Here is a 25,776-nt window from a genome sequence, read left to right as displayed (position 1 = left end):
AAAATGTTTTTTTGACGGAAATATTGACGAATATCAACAACGATTATTCAGTTGGAAATTATTCGATTTTAGTATTATCAGAATCGAATTATTAAGTGAGATTTACGAAAACTTTTTGTCTGAATTAGATAAGAAAGGAAAAAAAGATTCAGGTACTTTTTATACACCACCATCATTGGTTGAATTAATTCTTAATGAAAAATTATCTACCAAAAATGAAGAAACAAATTACAATATAAAAACCTTAGACCCAAGTTGTGGTTCAGGAATTTTTTTGTTGCAAAGTTTTAAAAGATTAGTAAAACGTTATGAAAACAAACACAATAGTAAACTAAATGATTTTGATGTATTAATCAATCTTTTAAAAACTAATATTTTTGGAATCGAACTTGATGCAAAATCTATAAAAGTAGCTGCATTCAGTTTGTATTTAGCATTGTTGGACAATCTTGATCCTAAGACAGGGTGGTGGAATGGTGTTATAAAGTTCCCTTACTTAGTTAATGATTTAGATGATAAAACATTAAAAGAACAAGGAAATAATCTTTTTAGAAAAGATACAATTTCTGATCTGTCTGGAATTAAAGAATTGCAAAATTTTGATTTAATTGTTGGGAACCCACCTTTTGGAACAAAAAATTTATTACCAACAATAATTAGTTATTGCAAAAAAGAAAACTTTGCACAAGAAATGGTTTTGCCTTTTATGCACAAGGCTTCATTTTTAGCTCCAAAGGGTCAAATCGCTTTAATTTTTAATACTAAAGTTTTAACCAATACTGGCGGAACTTATCAAAATTTTAGAGAATGGCTATTCAATAAAAATTATGTTGAAAAAATATATAATTTTTCCATTTTAAGAAAAGCAAAAAAGAATTTTGGAGGTCAGCTTTTTGGTTCGGCAGTTGGTCCAATAAGTATTGTCTTTTATCAGAAAGAAAACCCAGACAATCCAAAGGATACAATTACTTATTATGCTCCAAAAACCTATATTAAAAATGATGTTTTAGAAGGAATTGTAATTGATTCATCAGATGAAAAGTTTTTACCAAGAATTGAATGTGAAAAGAAAGATTCTAAGATTTGGAAAATAGCAATGTGGGGAAGTTATTTTGATTTTGAGTTGCTTGAAAAATTGAATAAAGCATATATAAGTTTAGGTGATTTTATTAAATCAAACAGCGATGTATGGGACTGTGCAAAAGGTATAATGTCAGATAGTTCTAAGCCTGAATTTATTCCTGAAAAAATTATTTCTCCAAAATTTGTTAAAAGATATACAACTCCGAAGACGGCATTAATATTAAATGATAAGTTTTATAGAAAGATTGATTTTAAGTTTGTAAAATCACCATTTTTAGTTTTTAAAGAAGGACAGACAGACAAAAAGTATTGTGCTTCAATAATAGATTATGAAGAATATTTTACTAATTCATTGTATGGTTTTTATAATAGTGGTGATTTTAGAAATTCTAAAGTATTGTGTTTATTTCTAAATTCAACATTTGCTAATTATTTTTTAGCGCTTTCAACATCTACTTGGGGTATTGAAAGAGAAAGGATAAATTTAAATGAGTTACTTACAATACCGTCAATTTTAGATGCAATAAATGAAATAGATTTAGTTAATCTATCAAAACTTGCAGATGAAATAATTTCGATAAAAAAGTCAGACGAAGTAGATCAAAATATTTCTCATTTAGAAAAAGAAATAGACAAAATTATTTTCAACGATATTTTAAAAATAACAGAAGACGAGCAGGTAATAATTAAAGATACACTTGATTATAGTTTGGATTTGTTTGAAAAACAAGAGAATTCTAAAGCCGTTTTACCTGTTAATGAAATAGATGTTTATTCCAAAAGATTAACAAAAGAACTAAATAATTGGTTGGATGATGTTGATTTAAAAGCGTCTGCAACAATTTATGATATCAAAGGAAATTGCCCATTGTATTTGGTTAAAATATCATTTGGAAATGAACAAAAGCCAGTTTTCGAATCAAAAGAGGATATATATAAAGAGTTAAAAACATTAGATAGAAAACTTTGGGAAGAAGAAAGTCAAAATTTATATTTTAGAAAAAAACTAAATTATTATGATGGTGATGATGTTTACATCATAAAGCCAAATCAAAGACGTTTTTGGAGTCAAACTGCCGCTATGGAAGATAGTAAATCTTTGTTAGTTGAAATTCTTAATATGAAAGAATAATGGCAGGAACTTTAACTACTTAAATATTTCTAAAGTTTCAAGGCAAATTCAAAGAAAGATGTACAAGTTTGTTTATTGAAGCGTATTATACTTCTATTTCAAATAAATCTATTGGTTTAGATTTTGATGAAAATGATATAACTGCTAATCTTCATAATTATATCGATGAAAATCCTAAAAGGAAAGTTTGGGGAATTTCAACAAATCTGGAAAATTATATTTTTGACAATGATGTGACTTATAATAAAGGGTTTGCTGCTAAATTTTCAAGAATTGATATGAGATATGCTACTTTTTGGAAAGGCGAAGAGTACAAGTATTTTGTTGAGGCAAAAAATATTAAAGTAAATGATTCTGGTCTAAAAAGAAGATATATTACTACAGGTATTGATAATTTTTTAATGGGTGGAAAATATTTTGACTGTGAAGGATTTCTTGTTGGATATATTCTTGAAGGAACAGTTGATAATTGTGTAATAGGAATTAATAAATTGCTGATAATGGATAAAAGAGAAAAAGAAACTATATTATCTCCTCTATCATCAGTAAATGGCAGTCATTTTTCTAATCATAATGAGAAAGAATTATCTCATCTTTTTTTAGATTTTGTAAATTAGTATTATGAATATAGAGACTAAAATTCTAAAAGCTTTAGAAACCAATAAACTTAATCCTCAAAAATTAGGAGAAAGAAAATGGTACAATTATTTTATCTCAGTAAACAAATTAGTTTGGGCTAGAAATCTTTGGGACGGCTATGAAATTCAGGTTTATTCAGATGAGTATAAAACTTTATATCTCGGAACATTTAAGATTTAGTTTTTTATAATACTGAATTAGTTCTCTGTTTATAACCAAATACTATTTATGGCATCAAATAAAAAACAAGCGGCTATCGGCTTTATCTTCATCACAATGTTAATCGATATTACGGGTTGGGGAATTATCATTCCGGTTATTCCAAAACTGATTAAAGAATTAATACATGGTGATGTTAGTGAAGCGGCAAAATACGGTGGCTGGTTAACATTTGCTTATGCGATAACTCAATTTATGTTCGCTCCATTAATAGGCAATTTGAGTGATAAATTTGGGCGAAGACCCATAATCTTAATTTCGCTTTTTGCCTTTTCGCTGGATTATATCTTGCTGGCATTTGCTCCAACGATTACATGGTTGTTTGTAGGAAGAATAATTGCCGGATTGACCGGAGCAAGTATTTCAACAGCTTCGGCGTATATAGCCGATGTGAGCACGGCAGAAAATAGAGCCAAAAACTTTGGGATGATTGGCGTGGCTTTTGGCCTTGGATTTATAATTGGGCCGGTTATTGGAGGTGTTTTGGGGCATTATGGTTCCAGAATTCCGTTTTATGCTGCCGCAGTTTTATGCATGCTGAATTTCTTGTACGGTTATTTTATTTTGCCCGAATCATTATCAAAAGAAAACAGAAGGCCAGTGAATTTGAAAAGAGCCAATCCAATAGGTGCCTTTTTGAATTTAAAAAAATACCCATCGCTTTATGGATTATTAATTGCTTTGTTTTTGATTTTTGTTGCATCACATGCGGTCGAAAGCAACTGGAGTTATTTTACGATGTACAAATTCAGCTGGGACGAAAAAATGGTTGGAATTTCGCTGGGTGTTGTCGGCGTTTTAGTAAGTCTGGTCCAGGGAGGACTGATACGCTGGACCAGTCGAAAATTAGGAAATGAAAAAAGTATTTATGCGGGAATGACATTATATACTATCGGAATGTTTTTGTTTGCTTTTGCTTCAGAAGGCTGGATGATGTTTCTCTTTCTAATTCCATATTGTCTTGCTGGGATTGCTGGTCCATCATTGCGAGCTATTATTACAAATCATGTTTTGCCAACCGAACAAGGCGAAATTCAAGGAACAATTGCGAGTTTAATGAGTGCGGCAACCATTGTTGGACCACCAGTAATGTCAGGTCTTTTTTATTATTTTACACATAAAGGAGCACCATTTGAATTTGCAGGAATGCCATTTATTCTTGGCGGTTTATTGATGATGATTAGTGGTATTGTTTCCTATTTTTCATTAAAAAAGTATGCTGTTTCAAATACAAACAGTGATTAAAGTAATCAATTATTGCTTTGTCTTTTATCAGGTCATTCGCTCTAATAAATGGTAAGTAGGATAATATATATTTTAGCAGTATAAAACTTTCTTTTTAAGCAAGTTTTTATTTATACTTGCATTTCAAAAAATCTACTCAAAAATATGAAAAATCAAGTCAAAGTATTGTTGCTTTCTGCAATGGTTTTATTTTTTCAAAACAGCTTTTCGCAAAAGAAAAAACCAAAACAAAAAAGTAAACCTAAAACTGAAACAATAAAAGGCGATCCGCAGCCTGTTGAAGATGTAATGCTTGTGAGTGATGCGCCAGTCATGGCTGAAGAGGCTCCTCAGATAAGAGAGCTTCGTTCAGATGGAAATTATGGACGCTATGCTACAGAAAAAATAAACGACGAATCGATTTGGTTTTATGATAAATACAACAGCAATTATAAATTTGGAATCAAAAAAAGAGACCAAGTTCTTTTACCTGCATTATTCGAGAGAAAGACATATCCAGCTGTAAGCGACGGTAATTCTTTTCCAATTGGAATTGGGAATAATTACGGGCTTTATAATGTTGAAAAAGAAGTTTGGGAAATTCCTATGATTTACTACTCTTTGAATCATATTGGGAACGATATCTTTTCGGCACGTACAAAGAATGGTTATTATGGAGTATTAAGCAGAGACAATAAAGTGTTAATTCCTTTCAAATGGGGAGAAATCAGTACTGTTTCCGGAGTGGAGAACTATTTTATTCTGCAGGATAAAAAAACCAATTTGAGAGGGTTGTATAGTCTTTTGAATGGTAAATTTATGATTCCTTGTGAATATCAATACGTTCAAACTGTTGATAATAGTAATTATTTTAAAGTTGAAAATGAAAAAGGATCTAATTTGGTTACGATCGACAATAAGCCAAAATTTAAAAAATGGTATACTCAAATAAACAGCGTTAGCAACAGTAAAAATTTTATCGTAAAACTGAACGACAGAATGGGGATTATAGATGAAAATGAAAACATTGTTTTGCCAATAGAATACAAGGATATTAAAACTTATCCGTATAATGACGGTTCATTTTTGGCTGTCAATAAAGACGGTAAATACGGTTGTGTTTTAATCAACGGAAAAGTTTCTCTGCCATTTGAATACGACCAGATTAATACCAGTTATTCCAATAGTTTGAAAACTACCAAAAACAATAAATGCGGTTTGATACAAGTAAACAGCGGTACTCCTACGGAAATTGTTACTTGTGAATACGATAATATCAACATTGAAAACGAAACATTTATTGTAGAAAAAAACAATCTGTTTGGAATGTTGGATTCTTTTGGGAAATTAATCGCTCCCTGCGAATATGAATCCATAGACAAGGTTGTAAGCAAGAACAACAATTATTCCAGTAATTTTGTTTTTATTGCCAAAAAGAACAAGAAATTTGTTTTGCTGGACAAAAACGCACAGCAAATCTCAGCAATTGCATATTCTAATATCTCTCCAGTTACTTTTTTGAATAAAAGCGGCTCTTATTATGATGAATCAAAATTTAGTTATTTGATGTGTCAAAACAATAATAAAGCAGGTCTTTTGGATATGATGGGACAGCAGGTAATGGAATCTAACTACGAGGAAATTGTTGGAGAGAACAATAATATTTTGCTCGTAAAACAAAAAGGAAAAATTGGAGCATACAATTTGCTGACTAAAACTGAAACACTTCCTTGTATTTATGATCAGATAATACTGGATGCAAACGGTAATTATGGGGTCAAAGGGAAAGAAATTTTCTCAATAGATTTGAATGATAACACAAAAACGGTGAAATTGTAATTCATTTAATTTTCAATACTAAAAATCCCAAACTCCTTTATAAAAATGGAATTTGGGATTTTTTATTGACAGTAAACCCCGAATTACTTCAAATACAAGCAATGATTAAAGTAGTCAATGATTCCTTTTCCTTTCATTAAAACATCGGCTCCAATAATACCGTGTACAGGTTTTACCTTATAATGATTTAAAGCTTCATTTACATGCGATAAATCGAAGATAACAAGATCAAACTTGTTATGTTTCCAGTTGTTCAATTGGAGTTTGTTGTTGGAAGATATCTGCGTCAGCATTCCTGTTGCTCCGGCACCCGAAGCTTTGGTTTTGGAATTTTTGGCTTCCAATGCAAAATGTTCGATGCTTTCAAATCCCACACAACTGTTTGAAGCGCCAGTATCGAGTATGAAATTTCCTTTCACGCCATTGATTTTGACCTTAATTAGAAGATGCTGTGTTTTGGTGATTTTAAACTTAACTTTTTTATAATTTGCTTTCTTCAGTTTTTCGTGTAAGTTTTTCATACTTGGTGACTATTGTGAGAAGTAAAAATAGCATTCCTAACGTTATTTTTCCTTTTTAAATGTTGTTTTTTCTTTTTGAATGCGTCTTGTAATAAGTTTGAATAATACAAAACCTCCAATAAGTATGGCTGCAATGATAATCCCTAGCAGTAAGTAGTTGTTTTTATCTTTGTTTTCGATATCGCCATAATATACAAATGAAGCCCAATAATAGGGTGATTTTTTAGCATTTGAAATGTTTTTGTTATTCAAAAAATCAAGTTTAGCCTGATGATTAGCTTCAAAATAGGAATTGTTTTTTTTAATATTTTTATAGAAGTCACCCATAAATATAGAGGTGGTATAATCATTTACTTTCCATAGAGAGAATAATAAATTCTGCGCTCCTGCAAACTGAAAACCTCTCGCAATACTCATTGCTCCTTCGGATTTGAAGAGTTTGCCAATCCCCGTTTCACAGGCACTCAAAACGACCAGATTCGGATTGATATTCAGATGATATAATTCGGAATACAAGACTTCCCGGTCATAAAATTTAATGCTGGCAGGTGTTTCAATATCGCCGGCATCTGCATGAGTTGATAAATGTAATATAGAATAATTAGCAGCGTTATTTTTAAAATTTTGAAAAGTTGCATTATTGTTTTCAAAAAAGCGTCCTTTAAAGCTGTCTCTGATGGACTGCAGTTCTTTTTTAGAATAAGTGAGTGTGTAATTTGTTTTTTCAAAAACAGGGAAAATACCCAAAACGGTTTTTTCTTTTGGGCAAAACGGTTTTGCATCCAAATAAAAACTAGCCGAATTGTTGTATGCAATATTGAAATCATGCAGTAAATAATGCATTTTTTCAAAATTTGCCGTATTGGATTCTTTGGTAATCAAGGCTTCAAACGGCAGGAAATTTAAAATTCCATCAGGAATGATGATGAGGTTTTGATAGCTTGATTTGGCAGGTAACAACAGGTTTTTGTAAGCTAAATGAGCTTTTTTTTGGTATAAGCCAATGTCGTTTACGATACTGTCTGGGTTATAAAAAAGGCTTATATAATTTGGTATTGGATCGCCGCACATTTGTCCCGTACAAAAGGATTGCAGGGAAATTTGATTGTTTTGTATCGTGAATACATACACCGTTTCCGAACCCCAAAAATACTCGACCATAATGGAATTATCTGATTCCAGTTTAGAATATAATGCCTTGATATTAATAGTTGTTTCATTTTGTTTTGCTCGGACTGGTTGGTATTCTTTTAGTATAAGCATTGTCTGGTTCTGCTCTTTTATGTCTTCGTTTATTTTGTTAATATTGGCCAATTCCCCTTTTTGCTGTTCTTTCAGGATTTCATTGTTCCAAAATCGCAATTCTTCTATTTTTTGTTTTTCCTTTTTTGAAGCAGTTCGGTTTCTGTAAATCTCATTTTTTAAAACACACGATTTGGTATGTTCTACTAATTGAAAAGCTTTTTCTATATAAACTGAATTTGCATCTTTTTCAAATAATGACTGGTAAATGAGGATGCATTTTTCGATGCGTTTTCTGTTTTTAATTTGGGTAATGATTTTAGAATTTTCATACACGATGAGTGTTTGAAATAATTTTTCGATACAAAAAGCAAGATCATAGCTTTTTAATGCTTTCTCGGGCTGTTTTTGTGCTGTAAACAAATCAGCTTGGAGGTCTAGAGCATCGAGTAAAACGGTTTCGGCATAAAGAGAATTTTCTTTTGGCAGTATGTCTTTTTCTCTGGAGTAACTGGAAATTAATGTTTTGAAAATGGTTTGGAGAACTGTCTGAGCTTTGGTTAAATTATTCTGTTTTAGCAATAGAGAAGCTTCTTCCAAATAAAATTGGGCTTTTTTTCTAGGTTCCTGATCTGGTAATTTTTTAAAAATAGTTTTGGCTTCTGCAAAATAATTTAAAGCTTCATTTTTTTGGATGTTAATTTTAATCCTATACAGATTGATATAGGTGTTAAATAAAGGTTCCGCTTGTGTTTTGTCTTTTTTTAATAATGGAATTGCTTTTAAAAAAGCCACTTCAGCATTATATGAATCTTCATTTATCGATCTCAAAAGGTAATTTGCGCCTAAATTATTTAATAAAAGCCCTTTTTGAGTTGTGGTTATTTTTTCGGTATGGATTGTCTTTTTAATTAAATCGATTGCTTCATTAATTCTGCCTGAGTTTTGATACACATTTGATAAATTAAGAATTGCAGCGATTTTCTGCGATTCATTATTTTGCTTATTCGCAATAAAATAATAGTGTTTAATGATGTTTTCGGCATTATTATAATCTCCTATTATGGTGTATAAATTCCCAAGCGGTTTCAGACAATATTCAATTATATCATAATCGGTGAGCTGATAGGCTTGATATGTTTTCCACGCTTTTTCGTAACTGCCAATGGCTTGATTTGTTTTTCCGAATTTATTCTCAAAATACCCTTTATTGCAGTTGAGAACGACAATAGACAGCAGTCCTTCTTTTGTTTTTTTGTCTTGGCTTTTCCAAAAAAGTGTTTCAACAGTATTGAGGTTTTTAATGCCTTCCAATGACGGATTGGCTACAAAATAATCGATGGCATCATAAGTTATGTCTTCTTGGAGCTGTTTTTGCCCATAAAGGCTCAGAGCTGTAAAAAGGCAAAGCAGTATACTTTTTTTTATCATAACATTTCGATTGTCTGATATTTTAAAAAATTAAATATTTAGCTAATGAAACTTTGTTTTCTGGTGTCAAAATTCTAAAATTTCCAGAGAGCATATAACTGATAATAATTGAAATTATTGTCAAAGTTAAGCACATAACGCGCTCCAAAAGTGGGGCCAATTCTTGCAAACCCGGCTGTAAAATCAAATAATAGTCCTGATTTTAATTCTGGAAATGAGTTTGTGGTGGTAACGGTTGAGTAATCTGTACGTAATAATAATTTATCTGATGTTCCTTCATATACTTTGGTTTCTATGTGTTGAGTTTGCTTTTCGGAAACATTCATATTGATTTGAACACCTGCGCCCACACCAAAATACGTTGAAATATTATATCGAAACAATACCGGGATTTCCCAATTAATGTTTTTGTTTTCAATAGATGTGGTGATGCGGTTTAATTGTACTGCTCCTGTATCTTGATTGATTTTTTGGGTGAGAGTTGTAGCGCCGTCATAGGAAGTGACACTGTTTAAAAATTCGGCCTGCATGTAATAGCGGTAGGATTTAAAAGGAGAGATTGTAGCTCCAACAAAATAGCTTTTGGAATTGTCTAAGTTTGAGTATATGTTATAGCCGGCTTTGGCTCCAATGGATATGCCAGGAGTGAATCGGGTGGTGGCATAATTGGTGATAATAGGTTCGTTTTTGTCAAATATAATTGCAGTTCTGCTTTTGGTTTTTATTTTGTGAAAATCCTCATTGAATTTCATGGAGTATTTTACAAAGCCTTTGGTGCTGTCAATTTCTTTCACGTTTTTTTGATTGCTTCCTGGTAAATAGATGTTTCTAAATACAAAAAATATCTGCGTGTTTCTCACAATGGTATCGAGACAGCTTACTGTTGGAGCTTCGCCTTTTGGACAAATGGGGCATTCGGGATACATGCTTTCAATTTTCAAGGTGCTTTTGTCAAACATATCTGGAATATCAGTTTCAAGCTGAATTTTTCGGGCAGGTCCTTCACCGTTGTTTTGAAAGCTGGTTTTGAATTTGACCCTTTTGTAGCGCACGAATCTGTAATTCATGAAACTTCCGTTAGAGCCCATTTTGTTTGGATCGTGGGAAGTGACGATTTCCATTTCCAGGTTTTTTATTTTATGGTTTTTAAAACTTCGGTTTGGGACATAAATAGAACGCATGGTTATGGTGGCACTAGTGTCTTTAATCATTTCGGGAGTGGTTTTGAAAGTGTAAAAAACATTTCGGGTCTCTCCGGGGTTGTGATCGTCTATTTCTAAAATGGCGACATCTTTATAGCTGTTTTTGGCTGCTAACAAAGTCGAATCCAAATCGGTTTCGCTAGTGGTTTCTTTATATTTTTTGGCAAAAGCCAAAGTCTCGGCAGATGCCAAATAACGATTTGAGTTATCAATATCGTCGGCTGAAACGATGTTGTTTTCTTTTACGGTTCTTTCACCGGCATAAGGACGCACTTCCTGTAAATCGAAATTGTTGTTTTTGAATTGTTTTTCGTTGTAAAAAAGATAGAGTTTTCCGTTGGTTACATAGTTTTCCATGTTTTCATAACTCACAATCACCTGCATTTCCTGCTCGGGAATGGGGTCGCAATTTTTTTGAATAGATAATCCATTTTGATTGACAATAGAGGCAATATTTTTGTAATTGGGGTCTTCAATATCGTTAATTACAACTTTTTTAGGTCGGGTAGCCGGAGGTTTTCCATTGTCGTAATTATTGGTTACGGTAAGTCTGGCGGTATATGTTCCTTTGTTTTTGTAAACATGTTTCGGCTCGGCTTCTTTACTGTAATGACCATCGCCCAATTCCCATAAATAAGAATAACTCGGTTTTGGCGCGCCTGCGATAGGAATCAATGGCGGTGTTTCGGGTTTGAAACTAACTAAATTTCCTTTTTGATCGTATCCAATATTGGCTCTTCTGGTAATAGTGTCTTTTACTTTTACTTGCGCGTAAACCGGGAAAGCTGCAATTAGAAAAAAAACGAATAGCGATTTGTTCATATTTGGTTATTTTGGTCGGTCAATATAGTTTTTTTGGATTTTTTGAAATTCAAATAATTTTTAAAAGTAAAAAAAAGCGGTGAGCAAATCACCACTTTTTCTTATTAATTTGGATTTATAACTTATTGAATGGCATTGATTGCTGCTATTAATTGCGCTTCGGTGCCTACAGTCGTTTCTGCCAATGTGAAGGTATAAACAGCATTTGCAGTTGTAGTAACGGCTTTGATGGCATATTTCCATTGTCCGTTTTCCTCGGTGGCAAAAATTACGTGACAAGCTAGACCAATCGGAATTTGACCGTAATGTTCGCTGAATAAGCCTGCTGCGGTATAAGTATCCAACTTAGCAAGGGCGTTTTGACCTTCACCGTCATAAGATAAATAAATAGCGCTGTTGGTGTTGTCATAACCTTCGGGAGCATCAGCAAGAATGGTTGTTTTTGGTCTTGGGTCACTATAGAATTTATCTACGTTTGTCCATCCAAAGTTTCCAAAAGAAACATAGTAATTATTCCCTTCTCCTTGAACACCGCCTTTTCCTCCTGCAGTTCCAGGATCGGCTACATTTCTCCAAACTAAGTTTTCAGGATCTTCAACATTGCCTATCCAAAGCTGCATTCCTGTTTTTAATCCATCGGTTAAGCTTGCTGGGACAAGAAGGGTCATATTGGCTGTCGATTCTAGAGCAACGCCGTCTTGTGTAGCTTTGATATAAAATTCTCCGCCCGAGATTAATAAATTTTTCTTTCCGTCTGTTGTTAATCCCATTGTAGGCTTGTTTGCCACAAGCATGTGCCCTTTGTCGAACAATTCTATATATTCGATATTGATGGTTCCAGTAACCGGATTTCCGTTTTTTCTGAGATAATCCCTGTTGATCATGAGTTTTACACCTTTGGCTGAAGTTAGTGTCACTGTACCAGAAGCTTCGGTAATTGTGAAGGTTTGTTTTAGTTTGGTTAGCGCTTCGGTTCTGATGGCTTTGAATTCGGTGGCAGTTGCTGGAACGTTTGGGATGTCTGTATTTGGAGTTTCATCGTTTGTACAGCTCACCATTGCCATTGTGGCTAAAAATAAAAATGCGATTGATTTTAAATTTCTGTTCATGATTTCTAATTTTTTTTGAATCAGTCTTGAAATGTTCAAGAGTTTGTTTTTTGATTCTGGTTGTTAATTATTGTTTCTTTTGTTGTATATCAATTAAGGTTTGATATTGTTACCCTTGTTTTTGAAATTTCTTTTTTTTTCTCACTCCAACCCTCTTCAGAGTAGAGGGAGCTGGAATTGGATTTTTTTAATTTCTAATTTCATTCTTATATCAACTTTAGTTTTGATTTGTTACCCTATTAATTTTAATTTTTTTTTATCGGGTAATTAATGCCCAAAGTTTGCTTAAGAAACTGACTCCAATTTTTTTAATGTTTTCCATAATCTAAAAGTCTTAAAAAGTTCTTAATTATCGATTTATAGCATTATATCCATTTGGTTTTAGAATTGTTACCCTTGTTTTAATATTTTTTTATTTGATTTTGTTGTTTGAGATTCCTTGCAGGAAATAGGAATCAATATGATTTTTGCAATTGAAGTTGTTTTTTAAATGCTAAATAGTTCGTTTTATGTGATGTGCGTAAGGGATAGGAGTAATCCGCCGCTGCGGAACGGATAGCCCGACCGCATTATGGAAAGAGGCCGAATACCCGCAAAGCTGAGCAGGCCTCTTTTCATAATGGGGTTACGCCCAGATAATTGTTGGAATTCATAAAAGGTGATATGGGTGTTTTTCGATCTTTTTTAGTATTTTCGGTAAAAAGTTTTTTATGGTTTCAGCGACTGTGCATCCCGACCAAATGTATATTGAAGGATTGGCGAATAATGATTCGGCGGTTATTCATGTTATTTATAAAAAGTTTGTGCCAAAGGTTATTCATTATATAAAGAACAATTCGGGCGATGCCGATAAGGCTCAGGATGTGATTCAGGAAGTGCTGATTTTGCTTTTTAATCAGGCGAAAACAGGACAGCTTCGATTGACATGTCCCTTTGATGCATACTTTTTTTTGCTTTGCAAAAGGAAATGGCTTAATGAACTGAAAAAACATTCGAATAAAGGGGTAACAATTAAAGAAGAATTGACATCTATACATGAATCTGCTGATGAGATGGTTTTGCAGACCGAACATTTTGACGAGAAACAGCAACTGTATGATGTGATGTTTCAAAAACTCGGTGAGAAATGCCAAGAATTACTGCAACTAAGTTTTACGCTCCCATCGATGGAACAAGTGGCCGAAAAACTGGCAGTAACCTATGGTTATGCCCGCAAGAAAAAATCGCTTTGCATTGGTCAATTGACGCAGTGGATTCAAGAAACGAACCGCTTTAAATCTATAAAAAATACCTAGCCATGAACGAAGATCATTTTTTGGAATTTGACGAATATATTCAAGGCGAGATGTCCACTGCCGATACATTGGCTTTTGAGCAGCAGTTAAAGGATCAGCCTGAATTAGCTATGGCCTTTGAAACGTATAAGGAACTGCATCTTCATTTGGAAAATAAATTTAGGCAAGCCAATGAATTAAAAATGTTCAAGAAAAATTTGAAAGGGATTTCTAAAGATCATTTTAAAAACTCCAAACCAAAAGTGATTGTTTTCAAACCTTGGCATTATGGAGTTGTGGCTTCGGTGGCGGTTTTGGTTGGGCTGTTTTTTTTGAATCAAAATTCAGATCCATTGTTTGAGGATTACAATCAGCCCGAAACTGCTTTTTTTACGGAGAGAGGAGAAGTGGCTGCTAATTTGAAATTGGCTCAGGATGCTTTTAATGCAAAACAATATAAAACGGCGATTCCGCTTTTTGAAACTATTTTGAAAACGGATAAAAGTGCCGAGATTCAGTATTTTTACGGGCTTTCTTTACTTGAAGGCAATAAATTACCGGAGGCTGAAGCAGTTTTTAATACTTTGAAAGCTGGAAATTCTATTTATAAAAATAAGGCGGTTTGGAGTTTAGCTTTGAGTAAATTAAAACAAAAAGACTATAAATCGTGTAAAGAACTGCTGTTAACTATTCCTGAAGATTACGAAGGCAATGATCAGGTTGATGCTTTGCTGGAAGAGCTGGATTAGAGTTTCGCGAAGATTCGAAAAGGGTACACGAAGATTCGCAGAGATAGATTATTTTAAAGATTCGTAGAGATATTAAAGTCTTTGCGAATCTTTTTTTTCTTTGTGAATCTTTGCGAAATAGCTTCTGTATTTCCTTTTTTGCAAATACCCGTTTTTTCGAGTAATTTTGCAGCATTAAATTTTACACTTGGAAACAAAAACGATACTTACCGATACCCACACCCATTTATATTCAGAAGAGTTTGATTTGGACAGAAGCGAAATGATGCAACGTGCCATGGATAATGGCGTTACTCGCTTTTTTGTCCCTGCAATAGATTCGTCATGCACACAAAGTATGTACGATTTGGAACGCGATTATCCCAATAATGTGTTCCTGATGATGGGTTTGCATCCTACTTACGTAAAGGATAATTATCTGGAGGAACTGCAGCATGTCGAAAATGAGTTAGCCAAAAGAAAGTTTGTGGCTATTGGTGAAATAGGCATTGATTTGTATTGGGATAAAACGCACTTAGCAGAACAGCAAAACGCTTTTAGAAAACAAATTCAGTTAGCCAAACAGTATAAACTTCCAATAGTGATTCATTGCAGGGAAGCTTTTGATGAAATATTTGAAATTCTGGAAGAAGAGAAATCACCTGAATTATTTGGAATTTTTCACTGCTTTTCTGGAACCTGCGAACAGGCTTTGCAGGCGATATCTTATAATATGAAGTTAGGAATAGGAGGTGTAGTTACTTTTAAAAACGGTAAAATAGATCAGTTTTTAAATAAAATCGATTTAAAGCATATCGTTTTGGAGACCGATTCTCCTTATTTGGCTCCGATTCCTTATCGAGGCAAACGTAATGAGAGCAGCTATTTGATAAATATTGCCGATAAATTAGCTCAAATATATGATGTTTCTACAAATGAGATTGCAGCTGTAACAACCAATAATTCGATTGAAATATTCGGTATTTAATGTAGATATTCTGTAACTTTAATATTTTTTTTGTTCTTTTGTCCAACTAAATTGAAAACAAAAATGAATAAATTTGATGCGATCCGGTCTTTTTATGATTCCGAAATAAACGAAGGAATAATAAAAGTAATTGATCATCCGATGATGAAGGCTTTGATGAACTTTTGTTTTCCAGGAGTAGAAGATGAAATTTGGAAAGAACAGCTTCGTAAAACACACTCTATTCGTGATTTTCAATGCAACTTTATTTATCATGGAGTGCAGCAGGTTTTGGAAAAAAGTTCGGAGGGGTTAACTACTTCGGGTTTTGAGAAACTGGAAAAAAATACAGCTTATCTGTTTGTGTCCAATCATAGAGATATTGTTTTGGATACATCATTGCTGAATGCTTGTTTATTTGAGCATGGTTTGGACATGACTTCATCAGCCATTGGTGATAATTTGGTCAAAAAATCGTTTTTAAAAACATTATCAAAATTAAATAGAAATTTTTTGGTGCAGCGCGGATTGTCACCAAGAGAATTATTGGTTAGTTCTAAACTGTTGTCCGAATATATGGCGCAGCTGCTGTTGCATGAAAATCGTTCGGTTTGGATTGCGCAACGCGAGGGAAGAACCAAAGACGGAAATGATGAAACCAATCCAGGAGTTTTGAAAATGATAGCCATGGGATCTGACGAGCCTAATATTATGGACTATTTTAAGAAGATTAAAATTGTGCCTGTTTCTATTTCCTATGAGTATGATCCTACAGATGCTTTGAAAATGCCACAACTGTTGGCCGAAGCAAATAATGAGATTTATATCAAAGAGAAAAATGAAGACTTCAAGACTTTATTGAGCGGAATTATTGGGCAAAAGAAAAGAATTCACATCCATATAGGTGGCGTGCTCGATACTGAAATCGATGACATTATCAAAAATATAGACACTACTAACAAGCAAGTACAAGCATTGGCACAAGTAATTGATGATTCTATTTTATCCAATTACAAATTATGGACGACCAATTTTATTGCTTATGATATTTTGAACTGCTCGAACCGATTTTCTCATTTATATACTGAAAACGAAAAATTACTATTTGAGAGACGATTGGAAATGAGAATCGATCATGAACATCCAGTTGCCAAACAAGGATTTTTGGATATGTATGCTAATCCAGTTGTTAATAAATTAAAATATGTTGATGCACTTGCACTCTAAGCCAAAGATTCTTTTGATTTATACCGGAGGAACCATTGGTATGAGCAAGGATTTAGAAACGGGAGCTCTTAAGGCTTTCAACTTCAGTAAGCTTCTTCATAATATTCCCGAATTAAAATTATTGGATTGTGATATAGATACATTTTCTTTTGAAAATCCAATAGATTCATCGAATATGAATCCTGAACATTGGGCCGAAATTGCCCAGACTATCGAGAGCCATTACGACGATTTTGATGGTTTTGTGGTGCTTCACGGTTCGGATACGATGTCGTATTCGGCTTCGGCATTGAGTTTTATGCTCGAAAATCTTTCCAAACCTGTCATTTTTACGGGTTCACAACTTCCTATTGGTGATTTACGGACTGATGCCAAAGAAAATTTAATTACGGCGATTCAGATCGCTTCTTTGCAGGAAAATGAAAAACCGTTAATCAAAGAGGTTTGTCTTTATTTCGAATACAAATTATACCGTGGCAATAGAACGACTAAGATAAATGCCGAACATTTCAGAGCGTTTATTTCTCCTAATTATCCTTTCTTGGTCGAATCAGGTGTGCATTTAAAAATAAATTCGGAATTGTTTTTACCTGCAAACGAAGGAGGTTCGTTAAAAGTCCATACACATTTGGATAATAATGTAGCCATCATCAAAATGTTTCCGGGAATCAGCGAGACGGTACTGTCAGCGATTTTAAACATTGAAAGTTTGAAAGGGATTGTGCTGGAAACCTATGGAGCAGGAAATGCGCCGACAGAAGAATGGTTTTTGTCGCTTTTGCAAAATGCTGTTAATAGAGGATTATTCATTGTCAATGTTACGCAATGTTCTATTGGAAGCGTGAGTATGGGACATTATGAAACAAGCACCACAATGAAAAAGTTGGGAATTATTTCGGGAAAAGATATTACAACTGAAGCCGCCGTTACCAAATTAATGTATTTATTAGGACAAAATATACCGCAAAAAGACTTCAAAAATGTTTTCGAAACTTCGTTAAGAGGAGAAATGCAATAATATTGATTTTTTATTTTCGAAAGTCATTTTTTTTAGTGTTCTTTGCACTCCTTAATAAATAGAGAGGTGTCCGAGTGGTTGAAGGAGCTAGCCTGGAAAGCTAGTATATGGGTAACTGTATCGAGGGTTCGAATCCCTTTCTCTCTGCAAAAACAAGTGATGTTTTTTGCTTAAAGTGTCTTAAAGTACTAAAAACCTGCAAGTTATTAACTTGCAGGTTTTCTTTTTTTATACCCTGTACCTTCATAATTTTCAAAAATGCTCCTATTTTTTGTGGCACATTCGTGGCGCAACGGGCTGGGAAAAAAAGTGTGCCACAAAATCGTTGTAACTAACTGATTTACAACATGTAAATTGCTTTAACGACTTGATTTTAAAGAACTATAGTTCGACCTTTATTAACTTAAAATGTTGAATTATGTTAGAGAACAGTTTTGGATTAACTTTCTTTTTGAAGAGTCCGCGAAAAAAAACTAATGTCAGATCTATTTATTTAAGAATTACAGTTGATGGGATTCCTAAAGAAACATCTACGAAGTACACTTGGAATGTGAGCCGGTGGGATCAGAAATTGGAAAGAGCTACCGGAAGTAAGGAAGATTCTAGAGTATTAAATGAATTTTTGAATTCGCTGGAATTGAAAGTAAAAAAAAGAAAAACAGATTTGCTTTACAATGACCAAACGATCACTGCGCAAAAACTCATTGATTACGTTAAAGGGAAGGTAGCTTCAAAAGCAAAAGTTTTAGAAGAGTTTCAAAACCATAATGATGAAGTAAAAGCGTTGGTACCGAAAGAGTATGCTCCAGGCACGCTTGAGCGTTATGTAACAGCCAAATCTCATGTTAGTGATTTTATAAGGTTTAAATATAACGTAGATGATCTTGAATTCAGGGAGCTGAATTATGAATTTATAAAAGATTACGAGTTTTACCTTAAAACAGTACAAGGATGCAGCAATAACACTTCTTTAAAGTATATATCTAATTTTAAGAAAATTGTGCTCAGAGCCATCGCTAAAGAGATTATTACAACTGATCCTTTTAAGCTGTTCAAGGGTAAAAAGACCAAAACGAATAAAAAACCTATGACGGCAGAAGAGCTTTTTATATTGGAGGATCGCGATTTTGCCATAGAGAGACTCGAAGTAGTTAGAGATGTTTTTATTTTCCAATGTTATACGGGATTAGCTTATATAGATGTTTTCCAACTGAAGCTGGCAAATATTAAAATCGGTATTGATGGGGGACAATGGATTATGTCCGCGAGGCAGAAAACGGATTCCGAAACTAATATTCCATTGCTCCCAAAAGCTGTTGAAATTATGGAGAAATACAAAAAACATCCTTTATGCCTGAAACGTGGTACTGTCTTGCCTGTTTTGTCAAATCAGAAGATGAATGCCTACTTGAAGGAAATCGGTGATTTATGCGGTTTCAATTTCACATTGAACACACATAAAGCGAGACGTACTTTTGGCAGTACAGTTACGCTGAACAATGGTGTGCCGATTCATGTAGTAAAAGAAATGCTTGGTCATCAATCTGTTAAGCAGACTGAGGAATACGCATTAACAGAACAAGTGACAATTGGTAGGGAGATGCAAGTATTAAAGAATAGATTGGATAGGGAAAAAATTATTACCCGAGGTGAGGGGCTTTCTGTTCTCGAAAGAATGGAAAGGGAAATTCAAGAATTGAAGCAGCAATTTGCTACTGCTGATAGTGCGCAGAGTATTGTACATAATGCTGAAGAACTTCTGGATATAGATTTACAGATGGTAAAGTTACGTAAGGTTTTTAATGTATGATAAAAGCATTTTAATATTACCAAGGAACACTTAAGATAAATCGTGAGGCTTTATTGTTATTTCCACTTCGCTTCGATATCCTGGATGATAGGATGGTCTGTAATTAATATAGCCCATTTGCTGCAACTCCTTAAAGTATTTATGATAGGTTGGGATTGTGCTAATATGTGATAGTGACATTATCTTGCTACGACTCACTTTAATGATCCTAGTCTGTCCTTGCTTATAAGCGAGACAAAGAATTGCACTTAAGAGCGCAAAGTGCCAAACATTAAGTTTGTGGTCCGCTTCCAAAATTGAAAGGGACTTTAAAACCTTTTTCGGTTTCATATTATTTTGTATCGTTGAACAGATTTATTAAATCTGATTTGTTGTAATAGTAAGATCCTAAAACTTTTTTGAAGCGCACTTTTCCCGTAATCCGGAGATTCTGTAACGATGCTGCTGACATATCCATCAGTTTCTTGACAACACGGCTTTTAATCCATTCTGGATTTAGGTGGTCATCGTCTTTATTCTGGTTGTTCTTTATAATTTGTTTGAACTGGTCTACAAGCAATAGACCAAATTGCCTTAAATCATCTTTATTTATATTGTCGTTCATCATCGCACCTCTCATTTTTAATTGTTAAGTTGTGAGCTAAGCTATGGTGCAATCTTTTTCGTTGCTTAAAAGTGGCGCTTTGGGTCGCTTTTAGGCACTAAAAGTTCATGCGTAGGAAATTAATATATTAAAGAATTTTTGCTTTTGCAGTATGAATGAAGAGATAATAAACCGATTCTTTTAAAAAAAAACTTTCTCTGATTTTCTAATGGCGAAAAAATCGACAAAAAAGCACTACCCCAAAAAGTTAGAAGCTATTTGGGGAAGCTCAATGTCAATGAAGTGTTTTTTTACTTGTTCGGTCAAGTAAAATTCTAAATTATTGTCGAAATAGCGTTTTAGTTTGTCGAGTTCGTTATTGAGGTATTTTTTCACAACCCGTTCGCCACCATACGGTTTTTTGGTTTCGATTTTATAGATTATGTCGTAAAAGATGAATTTTGAAGTAAACTTTGGTTTTATATTTTTGAAAAAATCAATTTCCTGTTCTTGGTTTTTGATGTTTTCTTTAATGAATAGAATTTTTAGTTTCTGCACAGATTTGATTGTAATTTCTATGGCTTTCGCATATCGTTTAATGGTGTCGTCAATCTCTAAATCAATAAAGTTTAGTTGCTCGTTTAATTCCGATAGTAATTTGTTTGTTTTTGTGTTCAAATTAGTATGTATTTAATTTACAGCATCCTATGCCAAACGCTAAAAATATTTGAAATACCATAAAATCCAGTGAAATTTATTGTTTTATCATTTTCTAATTCGAGTTTTACCTCATACTCTTGATTTAAACTATTATCATAGTATCTTCCGGTGTAAAGTTTTTTGTTCTTCTTTTTTACTTGAATGAGTACAATTTCGTATTTAAACTCTTTCGCGTCTTTATTTTTGAGATATACCATTTTGCCATAATAGGACTTTTCACTTTTGTAAATTTTAATGATTTGTGTTGTATCTTCATTTGCCCAAAATCCTAAAAAACTATCTTGTCCTTGTGCTTTTATATTAGTACAAAGACATACAATAATTAAGAAAATATTTTTTTTCATTTTGAAATATATTTATAGATTTTTTTTAGATTCTTTGAAAAGTAGAATTAGGAATCAATCCACCTTTTTTTGTACTCATTTTTGTAGGTATGTTTCCAACGCTTATGACTCCAGAGATAATTTTCGGGATTTGTCATAATTGCATTTTTCAGTTTTTTTGTAAAAGCACTAGTTATAATTCCAGTTTTATAAGGTTCTGAAAAGTAAAAAAGTGGTTCTAAAACAAATTTATAATGTCCTCTTTCTTCACGGATAATATTTGCAAAAAGGCTTGGGGTTTTATAATGTGCTGTATTTAATTCGGTACCGCTCAAAAAAGCTGTTCTTTGGGATAAAAATGAAGTCCAAAAACTTTTTTGTGGAACTTTTGGGTTTTGATCTGCAACCAATATTAAAATATGTTGTTTATCTAAAAACGCCAGCATTTCTTTTTTCATATTTTTTGAAGCTACCATTTTTGAGCCAAAACGACTCCTTATTTTCAGCATCAAATCATTTGCTAAACGACTTCTTAAAGGTTTATAAGCCACTACAACATTTGTTTTTTTAAGTACTGATGCAATATGTGCATTTGCCCATTCCCAATTGAATTGATGTCCTAAATAGATATGGCAATTTTGATTTTGGGCAAGTATTCTTTCTAGTTCAGAGTAGTCTGCCGTTATGTGAGATTGTAATTTTTTTTCTGAAATTGAAAGCAATTTTATAGTTTCAATAAAATTGTCGCAAAAATTATTGTAGAATTTTTTCTCAATATTAATTCTTTCAATATCAGTTAGATTCGGGAATGATTTATGTATGTTTTCGGTTACTACTTTACGGCGATACTTAAATACATAATAAAGTAAATAAGCACATAAATCAGAAAAAAGATATAAAATCCTTAACGGAATTAGTGAAATTGGGTATAGTAAAAAGGCAAGCATTGTTTTATTTTTTTGTTTCTATTTTAAGTTCATAATCATTCCAACTCCTACTTCTTTTCCGTTATAAAAAGGAGCTATCATTGTTGAACCCTCATTTTTATTTGATTTTAATAATTTGTTGTTGATGTATGGAAAAGCGAGATAGGCTAATTTTGTACTTAAAATTCCAATTCCTGCTCCCATTGCCACATCCGAAAACCAATGCCTATTGTTGTGGATTCGAGAAAATCCTGTTGCCGATGCTACAAAATATCCTGAAACGCCATACCAAATTGATTTGTCTTTGTATTCTTGCCACAAAAATTCAGCTCCTGCAAAAGCACCCGCAGTATGTCCTGATGGAAATGAATTAGTATCGTTGCCATCTGGTCTTTCGATTTTGGTTATCGATTTTAACCCCATTGTTGTACTTAACATAATTAAATAGGATGTTCCTAAAATGATACTTCTATCCCGTAAATTATGTTTTCCTTTGATGCCCATAGCATTAAGTGCATATACTGATGCTGCAGGCACAAATAGCATATAAGTGTCAAATCTGTATTTATTGTTTTTTTGCACATCTTCTTTAATTTCTTCATCAACTTTATGCAGCATACTACTATTTAGGCTTATGGTTCCGTATGCAATTAATACGGTTGGAATAATGAATTGTTTGATTTTAAATTTGTTTTCGGTTTTTAGTGTATCGGTTTTTATACTATTTTGGGCATTGAGTTGTAGCAATGCCATCAAAAGTATTAGGGTACTTATTCTTCTTGAAATTCTCATATTATATTGGCTGTTTGGGAAATTTTATTTTTCTGTGCAATCCAGTCATAAATTTCTGTTTGAGAGCGTCTTGGATTATCTTTATTTTCTATAATTGAATCATTCAACCCTTTATCATTTATAGTTCTTTTTTTGGTGTTGTCTTCTAATTGCAATCGAATTATGGTGTTGATTTCGGCTATATGATTTTCATCTTTTATTGGGAAAGCAACTTCGATTCTCCGGTTTAAATTTCTGCTTAACATATCGGCAGATGATAAGTAGATTTTCTCTTTGCCAGCATTGGCAAATTTGTAAATTCTGCCGTGTTCTAAAAACATATCCACAATACGATAGATTTTTATGTTTTCGGTGGTGTTTTTAATTTCAGGTAATAAAGTGCAAATTCCACGTACCAAAAGCGTTACTTGAACACCAGCTTGGCTTGCTTCTATAAGTTTTTCGACAATCTCTTTTTCATCAACTCCGTTTACTTTTATTAAAATAGATGCTTCTTTCCCCGCTTTTTTGTTCGTAATTTCAGTGTTTATTAATTCGATTAGTTTGTCTTTCATATTAAAACCAGCAACCAAAAGGTTTTTTATTGTTGCTGTTTTTTCCTTGGTTTTTAAAAATGCAAATACCTTTTTCAAATCGGTTGTGTATTTTTTTTCAGAAGTGAAAAAGCCAAAATCAGAATAAATACTGGCGGTACTTTCGTTAAAATTCCCTGTGGATAAATAACTGTAAAATTTGTTTTTGCCTGCTTCATTTTTCATCGTAACAAGAGCGACTTTGGCGTGTACTTTTAAATTAGGCATACTGTAAATAATTTTGATGCCTGCTTTTTTCATTTCTTTAGACCAAAATAAATTGTTATTCTCATCAAATCGGGCTTTGACTTCTACAAAAACAGTTACTTTTTTGCCGTTTTTTGCAGCACTTATCAAAGCATTAGCAATTAGTGATTGTGATGAGATTCGGTATAACGTAATTTTTATTTCAGTAACATTTTTATGAATTGCTGCTTGATTGAAAAACTGTAAAACATAATGATAGGATTGGTAAGGAAAATGAATTAATTGATTTTGATTGTCAATAATTTCAAAAATAGAAGTGTTGTTTTCAAAAGGATAATGCTTTAATGGCGGATAATTTTGACCTTGAAGTTTTGGCTTTATTGGATTTGGAAATTGGAATAGATCAAAAAGATTATGATGGCTTCCTCCTTCAATCATTTCGTTATCGTGCAATCGAAAGGCTTTTTTACAAACCAAAATAGTTTCCGATTCCATACTGGCATCATACAAAAATCGTGTTGCTGAACCTGATTTTCGTTCGTCAATTTTGGCTTCTATCTTCGCTATTAAATTTCCTGAAGTTTCATCGGTAATTTTATAGTTTTCATCCCGATTTAATTTTATTGCATTACAAGAAATAACTTCTTCTAAAGGGAATATAAAGGACAAACATTTCTTGATGATGGTGTCAATAGAAATAATGTAGTTCGTGTCATTTTGGCTTTGCAATTGCTTGTAACGATTGAGTTTGTCGGAAGGAATATTTAGATATGCATAATTGAAATTACCTGCAACATCTTTTAATTTTACCAATAAATACAATCCTCGATTATTCAAAAAATAAGGTTTAGGATTGTTCTCTGAAATGTAAACTACCTGAATATAAGAAAGGATTATGCTCTTAAAATAATATTCTATTTCGTTTAAATGTTCCTTTGTGATTTCTTGATTTTCATACAAAACAATTTTATTATCGGCTAATTCTGGTACGATTGTGTTTTTCCAAATTACACCAAATTCATTTTGCTGGCGGTTTACTTCTGCTAAAATTTGATTTAATAAAGTGTGCTTTTTCTCTGAATTTCCCAGTAATAATGTATTGATTTTTACTCTAAAAAATTCATCTAAATTAGACGAATGAATGGCTAAAAATTTAATACGCTCATATAATGGGTTACTTTTATCATTGGCTTCATCCAGAATGCAACTGTTAAAAGAAAGCCAAGAAATCTCCGATGGAATTGTACAATTTAGCTCCATAATTTTTATATAAGATGAAAAGTGAATTTTATTTCTTTAAAGATTGCAGGGGTACTTGGTATAAATTTCCGCCTGTTTTTTTGACTCTTTCGTCAGCAATAAGTAAAGTCTCATTAGTTTTGAAACAAACGGCTTCCTTTTGAGAAAAGTGATCTAAATCTAATTCGCTCATTTTTCCATCGGTAATATTGTCTTTAGAATAGTTTTCGAAAAGCCAAATTTTAGAATGCGACAACAATACAAATTTGGAACCATCAGGACTAATTGTGGCACTGGTTATAGCACAGTTTTGATAATCGGTACAAGTAGTAATGGTTTTTATTAATTGGGCGTGATGATGCCCTGCTGTATTGGGGATTTTGTAAATGTAACTCGTACCATCAAAACCTTTGCTTCTGTTTTTGGTGAACAAATAGAAATGATTATTGTACTCAAAAAAGCTTCAACGTCGAACATTAAATCTTTTTTCTTGGGTGGAAATTCCGTTTGTTCTGGATAATCGAAAGAAATTGTATAGGCAACATTAGCACTTTCTCCTTGCAGATTCGATTGATCAATTTTGTAAATGGCTAAATCTTTTCGGGTATTGTCGTTGTTGCCAAAATCTCCTATGTACAAATTGCCTTTGGTATCAAAGATTACATCTTCCCAATCGATATTTTCCGTATTGTTGATCGTAATTTTTTTGTGATTGTTCCTAAAGTATCTAAAACAGTCACTTGGTTTTCGTTTCCGCTATCTTCAATACTGTAAATCAAATTGTTGGAATAGGCTATCCCAGAAACTTCTTTTAACTCTTTTGGCAATTCAGCTATTTGTTTTAAAGGAGTTGTTTGATTTTTGCTCTCACAAGAAAACAAAGAAATTATGGCGACTAATGTAAATACTTTTATCATTTTTAATACT

Annotated in this window: 24 protein-coding genes and 1 tRNA gene; 12 read left to right on the top strand and 13 right to left on the bottom strand. The window is 33.0% G+C overall.

Going from position 1 to position 25,776, the window contains the following annotated elements:
• Positions 1 to 115: 115 nt before the first annotated feature.
• The 5 genes from CLU83_RS15040 (at position 116) to CLU83_RS15020 (ending at position 6,136) form a co-directional block, all read left to right on the top strand.
• Entirely contained in the window at positions 116 to 2,215 is a 2,100-nt protein-coding gene (locus CLU83_RS15040) for a class I SAM-dependent DNA methyltransferase (RefSeq protein ID WP_198512297.1), read from the top strand.
• A 68-nt stretch (positions 2,216 to 2,283) separates the two neighbouring features.
• Positions 2,284 to 2,832: a hypothetical protein gene (locus CLU83_RS15035; protein ID WP_198512296.1), complete on the top strand. Its 549-nt coding sequence runs from the start codon at positions 2,284 to 2,286 to the stop codon at positions 2,830 to 2,832.
• 4 nt (positions 2,833 to 2,836) lie between these two features.
• Entirely contained in the window at positions 2,837 to 3,034 is a 198-nt protein-coding gene (locus tag CLU83_RS15030; RefSeq protein WP_100432362.1) for a hypothetical protein, read from the top strand.
• 48 nt (positions 3,035 to 3,082) lie between these two features.
• Positions 3,083 to 4,318 (top strand): TCR/Tet family MFS transporter, encoded by a 1,236-nt coding sequence (locus tag CLU83_RS15025; RefSeq protein WP_100432361.1) that lies wholly within the window; start codon positions 3,083 to 3,085, stop codon positions 4,316 to 4,318.
• A 144-nt stretch (positions 4,319 to 4,462) separates the two neighbouring features.
• Complete coding sequence (locus CLU83_RS15020) at positions 4,463 to 6,136, top strand: WG repeat-containing protein (RefSeq protein ID WP_100432360.1); 1,674 nt, start codon at positions 4,463 to 4,465, stop codon at positions 6,134 to 6,136.
• Between the two features lie 83 nt (positions 6,137 to 6,219).
• Here CLU83_RS15020 and CLU83_RS15015 read toward each other — a convergent pair whose 3' ends face one another.
• From CLU83_RS15015 to CLU83_RS15000, 4 genes are all read right to left on the bottom strand, one after another.
• Positions 6,220 to 6,657 carry a retropepsin-like aspartic protease gene (locus CLU83_RS15015; RefSeq protein ID WP_100432359.1) on the bottom strand — a complete coding sequence of 146 codons (438 nt, stop codon included), beginning with the start codon at positions 6,655 to 6,657 and terminating at the stop codon, positions 6,220 to 6,222.
• 42 nt (positions 6,658 to 6,699) lie between these two features.
• Positions 6,700 to 9,330: a CHAT domain-containing protein gene (locus CLU83_RS15010; protein WP_100432358.1), complete on the bottom strand. Its 2,631-nt coding sequence runs from the start codon at positions 9,328 to 9,330 to the stop codon at positions 6,700 to 6,702.
• A gap of 74 nt (positions 9,331 to 9,404) precedes the next feature.
• Positions 9,405 to 11,354 carry a PKD domain-containing protein gene (locus CLU83_RS22735; RefSeq protein ID WP_100432357.1) on the bottom strand — a complete coding sequence of 650 codons (1,950 nt, stop codon included), beginning with the start codon at positions 11,352 to 11,354 and terminating at the stop codon, positions 9,405 to 9,407.
• Between the two features lie 122 nt (positions 11,355 to 11,476).
• Entirely contained in the window at positions 11,477 to 12,463 is a 987-nt protein-coding gene (locus CLU83_RS15000) for a hypothetical protein (RefSeq protein ID WP_100432356.1), read from the bottom strand.
• 710 nt (positions 12,464 to 13,173) lie between these two features.
• On the opposite strand from CLU83_RS15000, the gene CLU83_RS14995 reads away from it, so the two are divergent.
• The 7 genes from CLU83_RS14995 to CLU83_RS14965 all read left to right on the top strand — a co-directional run bounded on the left by CLU83_RS14995 (position 13,174) and on the right by CLU83_RS14965 (position 19,487).
• Complete coding sequence (locus tag CLU83_RS14995; RefSeq protein WP_100432355.1) at positions 13,174 to 13,758, top strand: RNA polymerase sigma factor; 585 nt, start codon at positions 13,174 to 13,176, stop codon at positions 13,756 to 13,758.
• 2 nt (positions 13,759 to 13,760) lie between these two features.
• Positions 13,761 to 14,486, top strand: a complete 726-nt coding sequence (locus CLU83_RS14990; RefSeq protein WP_100432354.1) for a tol-pal system YbgF family protein — start codon at positions 13,761 to 13,763, stop codon at positions 14,484 to 14,486.
• Between the two features lie 187 nt (positions 14,487 to 14,673).
• Complete coding sequence (locus tag CLU83_RS14985; RefSeq protein WP_100432353.1) at positions 14,674 to 15,453, top strand: TatD family hydrolase; 780 nt, start codon at positions 14,674 to 14,676, stop codon at positions 15,451 to 15,453.
• A 63-nt stretch (positions 15,454 to 15,516) separates the two neighbouring features.
• Positions 15,517 to 16,659, top strand: coding sequence for a 1-acyl-sn-glycerol-3-phosphate acyltransferase (locus tag CLU83_RS14980; RefSeq protein ID WP_100432352.1), 1,143 nt, complete (start codon positions 15,517 to 15,519; stop codon positions 16,657 to 16,659).
• Positions 16,649 to 17,677, top strand: coding sequence for an asparaginase (locus CLU83_RS14975; RefSeq protein WP_100433758.1), 1,029 nt, complete (start codon positions 16,649 to 16,651; stop codon positions 17,675 to 17,677). The genes CLU83_RS14980 and CLU83_RS14975 overlap by 11 nt, the downstream gene beginning before the upstream one ends.
• A 60-nt stretch (positions 17,678 to 17,737) precedes the next feature.
• Positions 17,738 to 17,824 (top strand) — tRNA-Ser (locus CLU83_RS14970).
• 271 nt (positions 17,825 to 18,095) lie between these two features.
• Complete coding sequence (locus CLU83_RS14965; protein WP_100432351.1) at positions 18,096 to 19,487, top strand: site-specific integrase; 1,392 nt, start codon at positions 18,096 to 18,098, stop codon at positions 19,485 to 19,487.
• Between the two features lie 331 nt (positions 19,488 to 19,818).
• On the opposite strand, the gene CLU83_RS14955 is transcribed toward CLU83_RS14965, so the two are convergent.
• The 9 genes from CLU83_RS14955 to CLU83_RS22880 all read right to left on the bottom strand — a co-directional run bounded on the left by CLU83_RS14955 (position 19,819) and on the right by CLU83_RS22880 (position 25,766).
• On the bottom strand, positions 19,819 to 20,094 hold the full coding sequence (locus CLU83_RS14955) for a DNA-binding protein (protein WP_232727132.1): 276 nt from the start codon (positions 20,092 to 20,094) through the stop codon (positions 19,819 to 19,821).
• A 231-nt stretch (positions 20,095 to 20,325) separates the two neighbouring features.
• Entirely contained in the window at positions 20,326 to 20,748 is a 423-nt protein-coding gene (locus CLU83_RS14950; RefSeq protein ID WP_232727130.1) for an RteC domain-containing protein, read from the bottom strand.
• A 17-nt stretch (positions 20,749 to 20,765) separates the two neighbouring features.
• On the bottom strand, positions 20,766 to 21,134 hold the full coding sequence (locus CLU83_RS14945; RefSeq protein ID WP_100432349.1) for a DUF2147 domain-containing protein: 369 nt from the start codon (positions 21,132 to 21,134) through the stop codon (positions 20,766 to 20,768).
• Positions 21,135 to 21,181: 47 nt separating this feature from the next.
• A complete protein-coding gene (locus tag CLU83_RS14940) occupies positions 21,182 to 22,060 on the bottom strand; it encodes a lysophospholipid acyltransferase family protein (RefSeq protein WP_100432348.1) in 879 nt (292 codons plus the stop codon).
• Positions 22,061 to 22,078: 18 nt separating this feature from the next.
• Positions 22,079 to 22,831 carry a phosphatase PAP2 family protein gene (locus CLU83_RS14935; RefSeq protein ID WP_100432347.1) on the bottom strand — a complete coding sequence of 251 codons (753 nt, stop codon included), beginning with the start codon at positions 22,829 to 22,831 and terminating at the stop codon, positions 22,079 to 22,081.
• Positions 22,828 to 24,870: a polyphosphate kinase 1 gene (ppk1, locus tag CLU83_RS14930; protein ID WP_100432346.1), complete on the bottom strand. Its 2,043-nt coding sequence runs from the start codon at positions 24,868 to 24,870 to the stop codon at positions 22,828 to 22,830. The genes CLU83_RS14935 and ppk1 overlap by 4 nt, the downstream gene beginning before the upstream one ends.
• A gap of 28 nt (positions 24,871 to 24,898) precedes the next feature.
• Positions 24,899 to 25,282, bottom strand: coding sequence for a hypothetical protein (locus tag CLU83_RS22890; protein ID WP_369828776.1), 384 nt, complete (start codon positions 25,280 to 25,282; stop codon positions 24,899 to 24,901).
• Positions 25,192 to 25,488, bottom strand: coding sequence for a hypothetical protein (locus tag CLU83_RS22885; protein WP_369828775.1), 297 nt, complete (start codon positions 25,486 to 25,488; stop codon positions 25,192 to 25,194). The genes CLU83_RS22890 and CLU83_RS22885 overlap by 91 nt, the downstream gene beginning before the upstream one ends.
• A 20-nt stretch (positions 25,489 to 25,508) precedes the next feature.
• Positions 25,509 to 25,766 (bottom strand): hypothetical protein, encoded by a 258-nt coding sequence (locus CLU83_RS22880; protein WP_369828774.1) that lies wholly within the window; start codon positions 25,764 to 25,766, stop codon positions 25,509 to 25,511.
• Positions 25,767 to 25,776: the final 10 nt, after the last annotated feature.

Source organism: Flavobacterium sp. 1 (assembly GCF_002797935.1).
Lineage (GTDB): Bacteria > Bacteroidota > Bacteroidia > Flavobacteriales > Flavobacteriaceae > Flavobacterium.
Note: the sequence above shows the minus strand (reverse complement) of the source record. Positions and strands in the feature narration are given on the sequence as shown.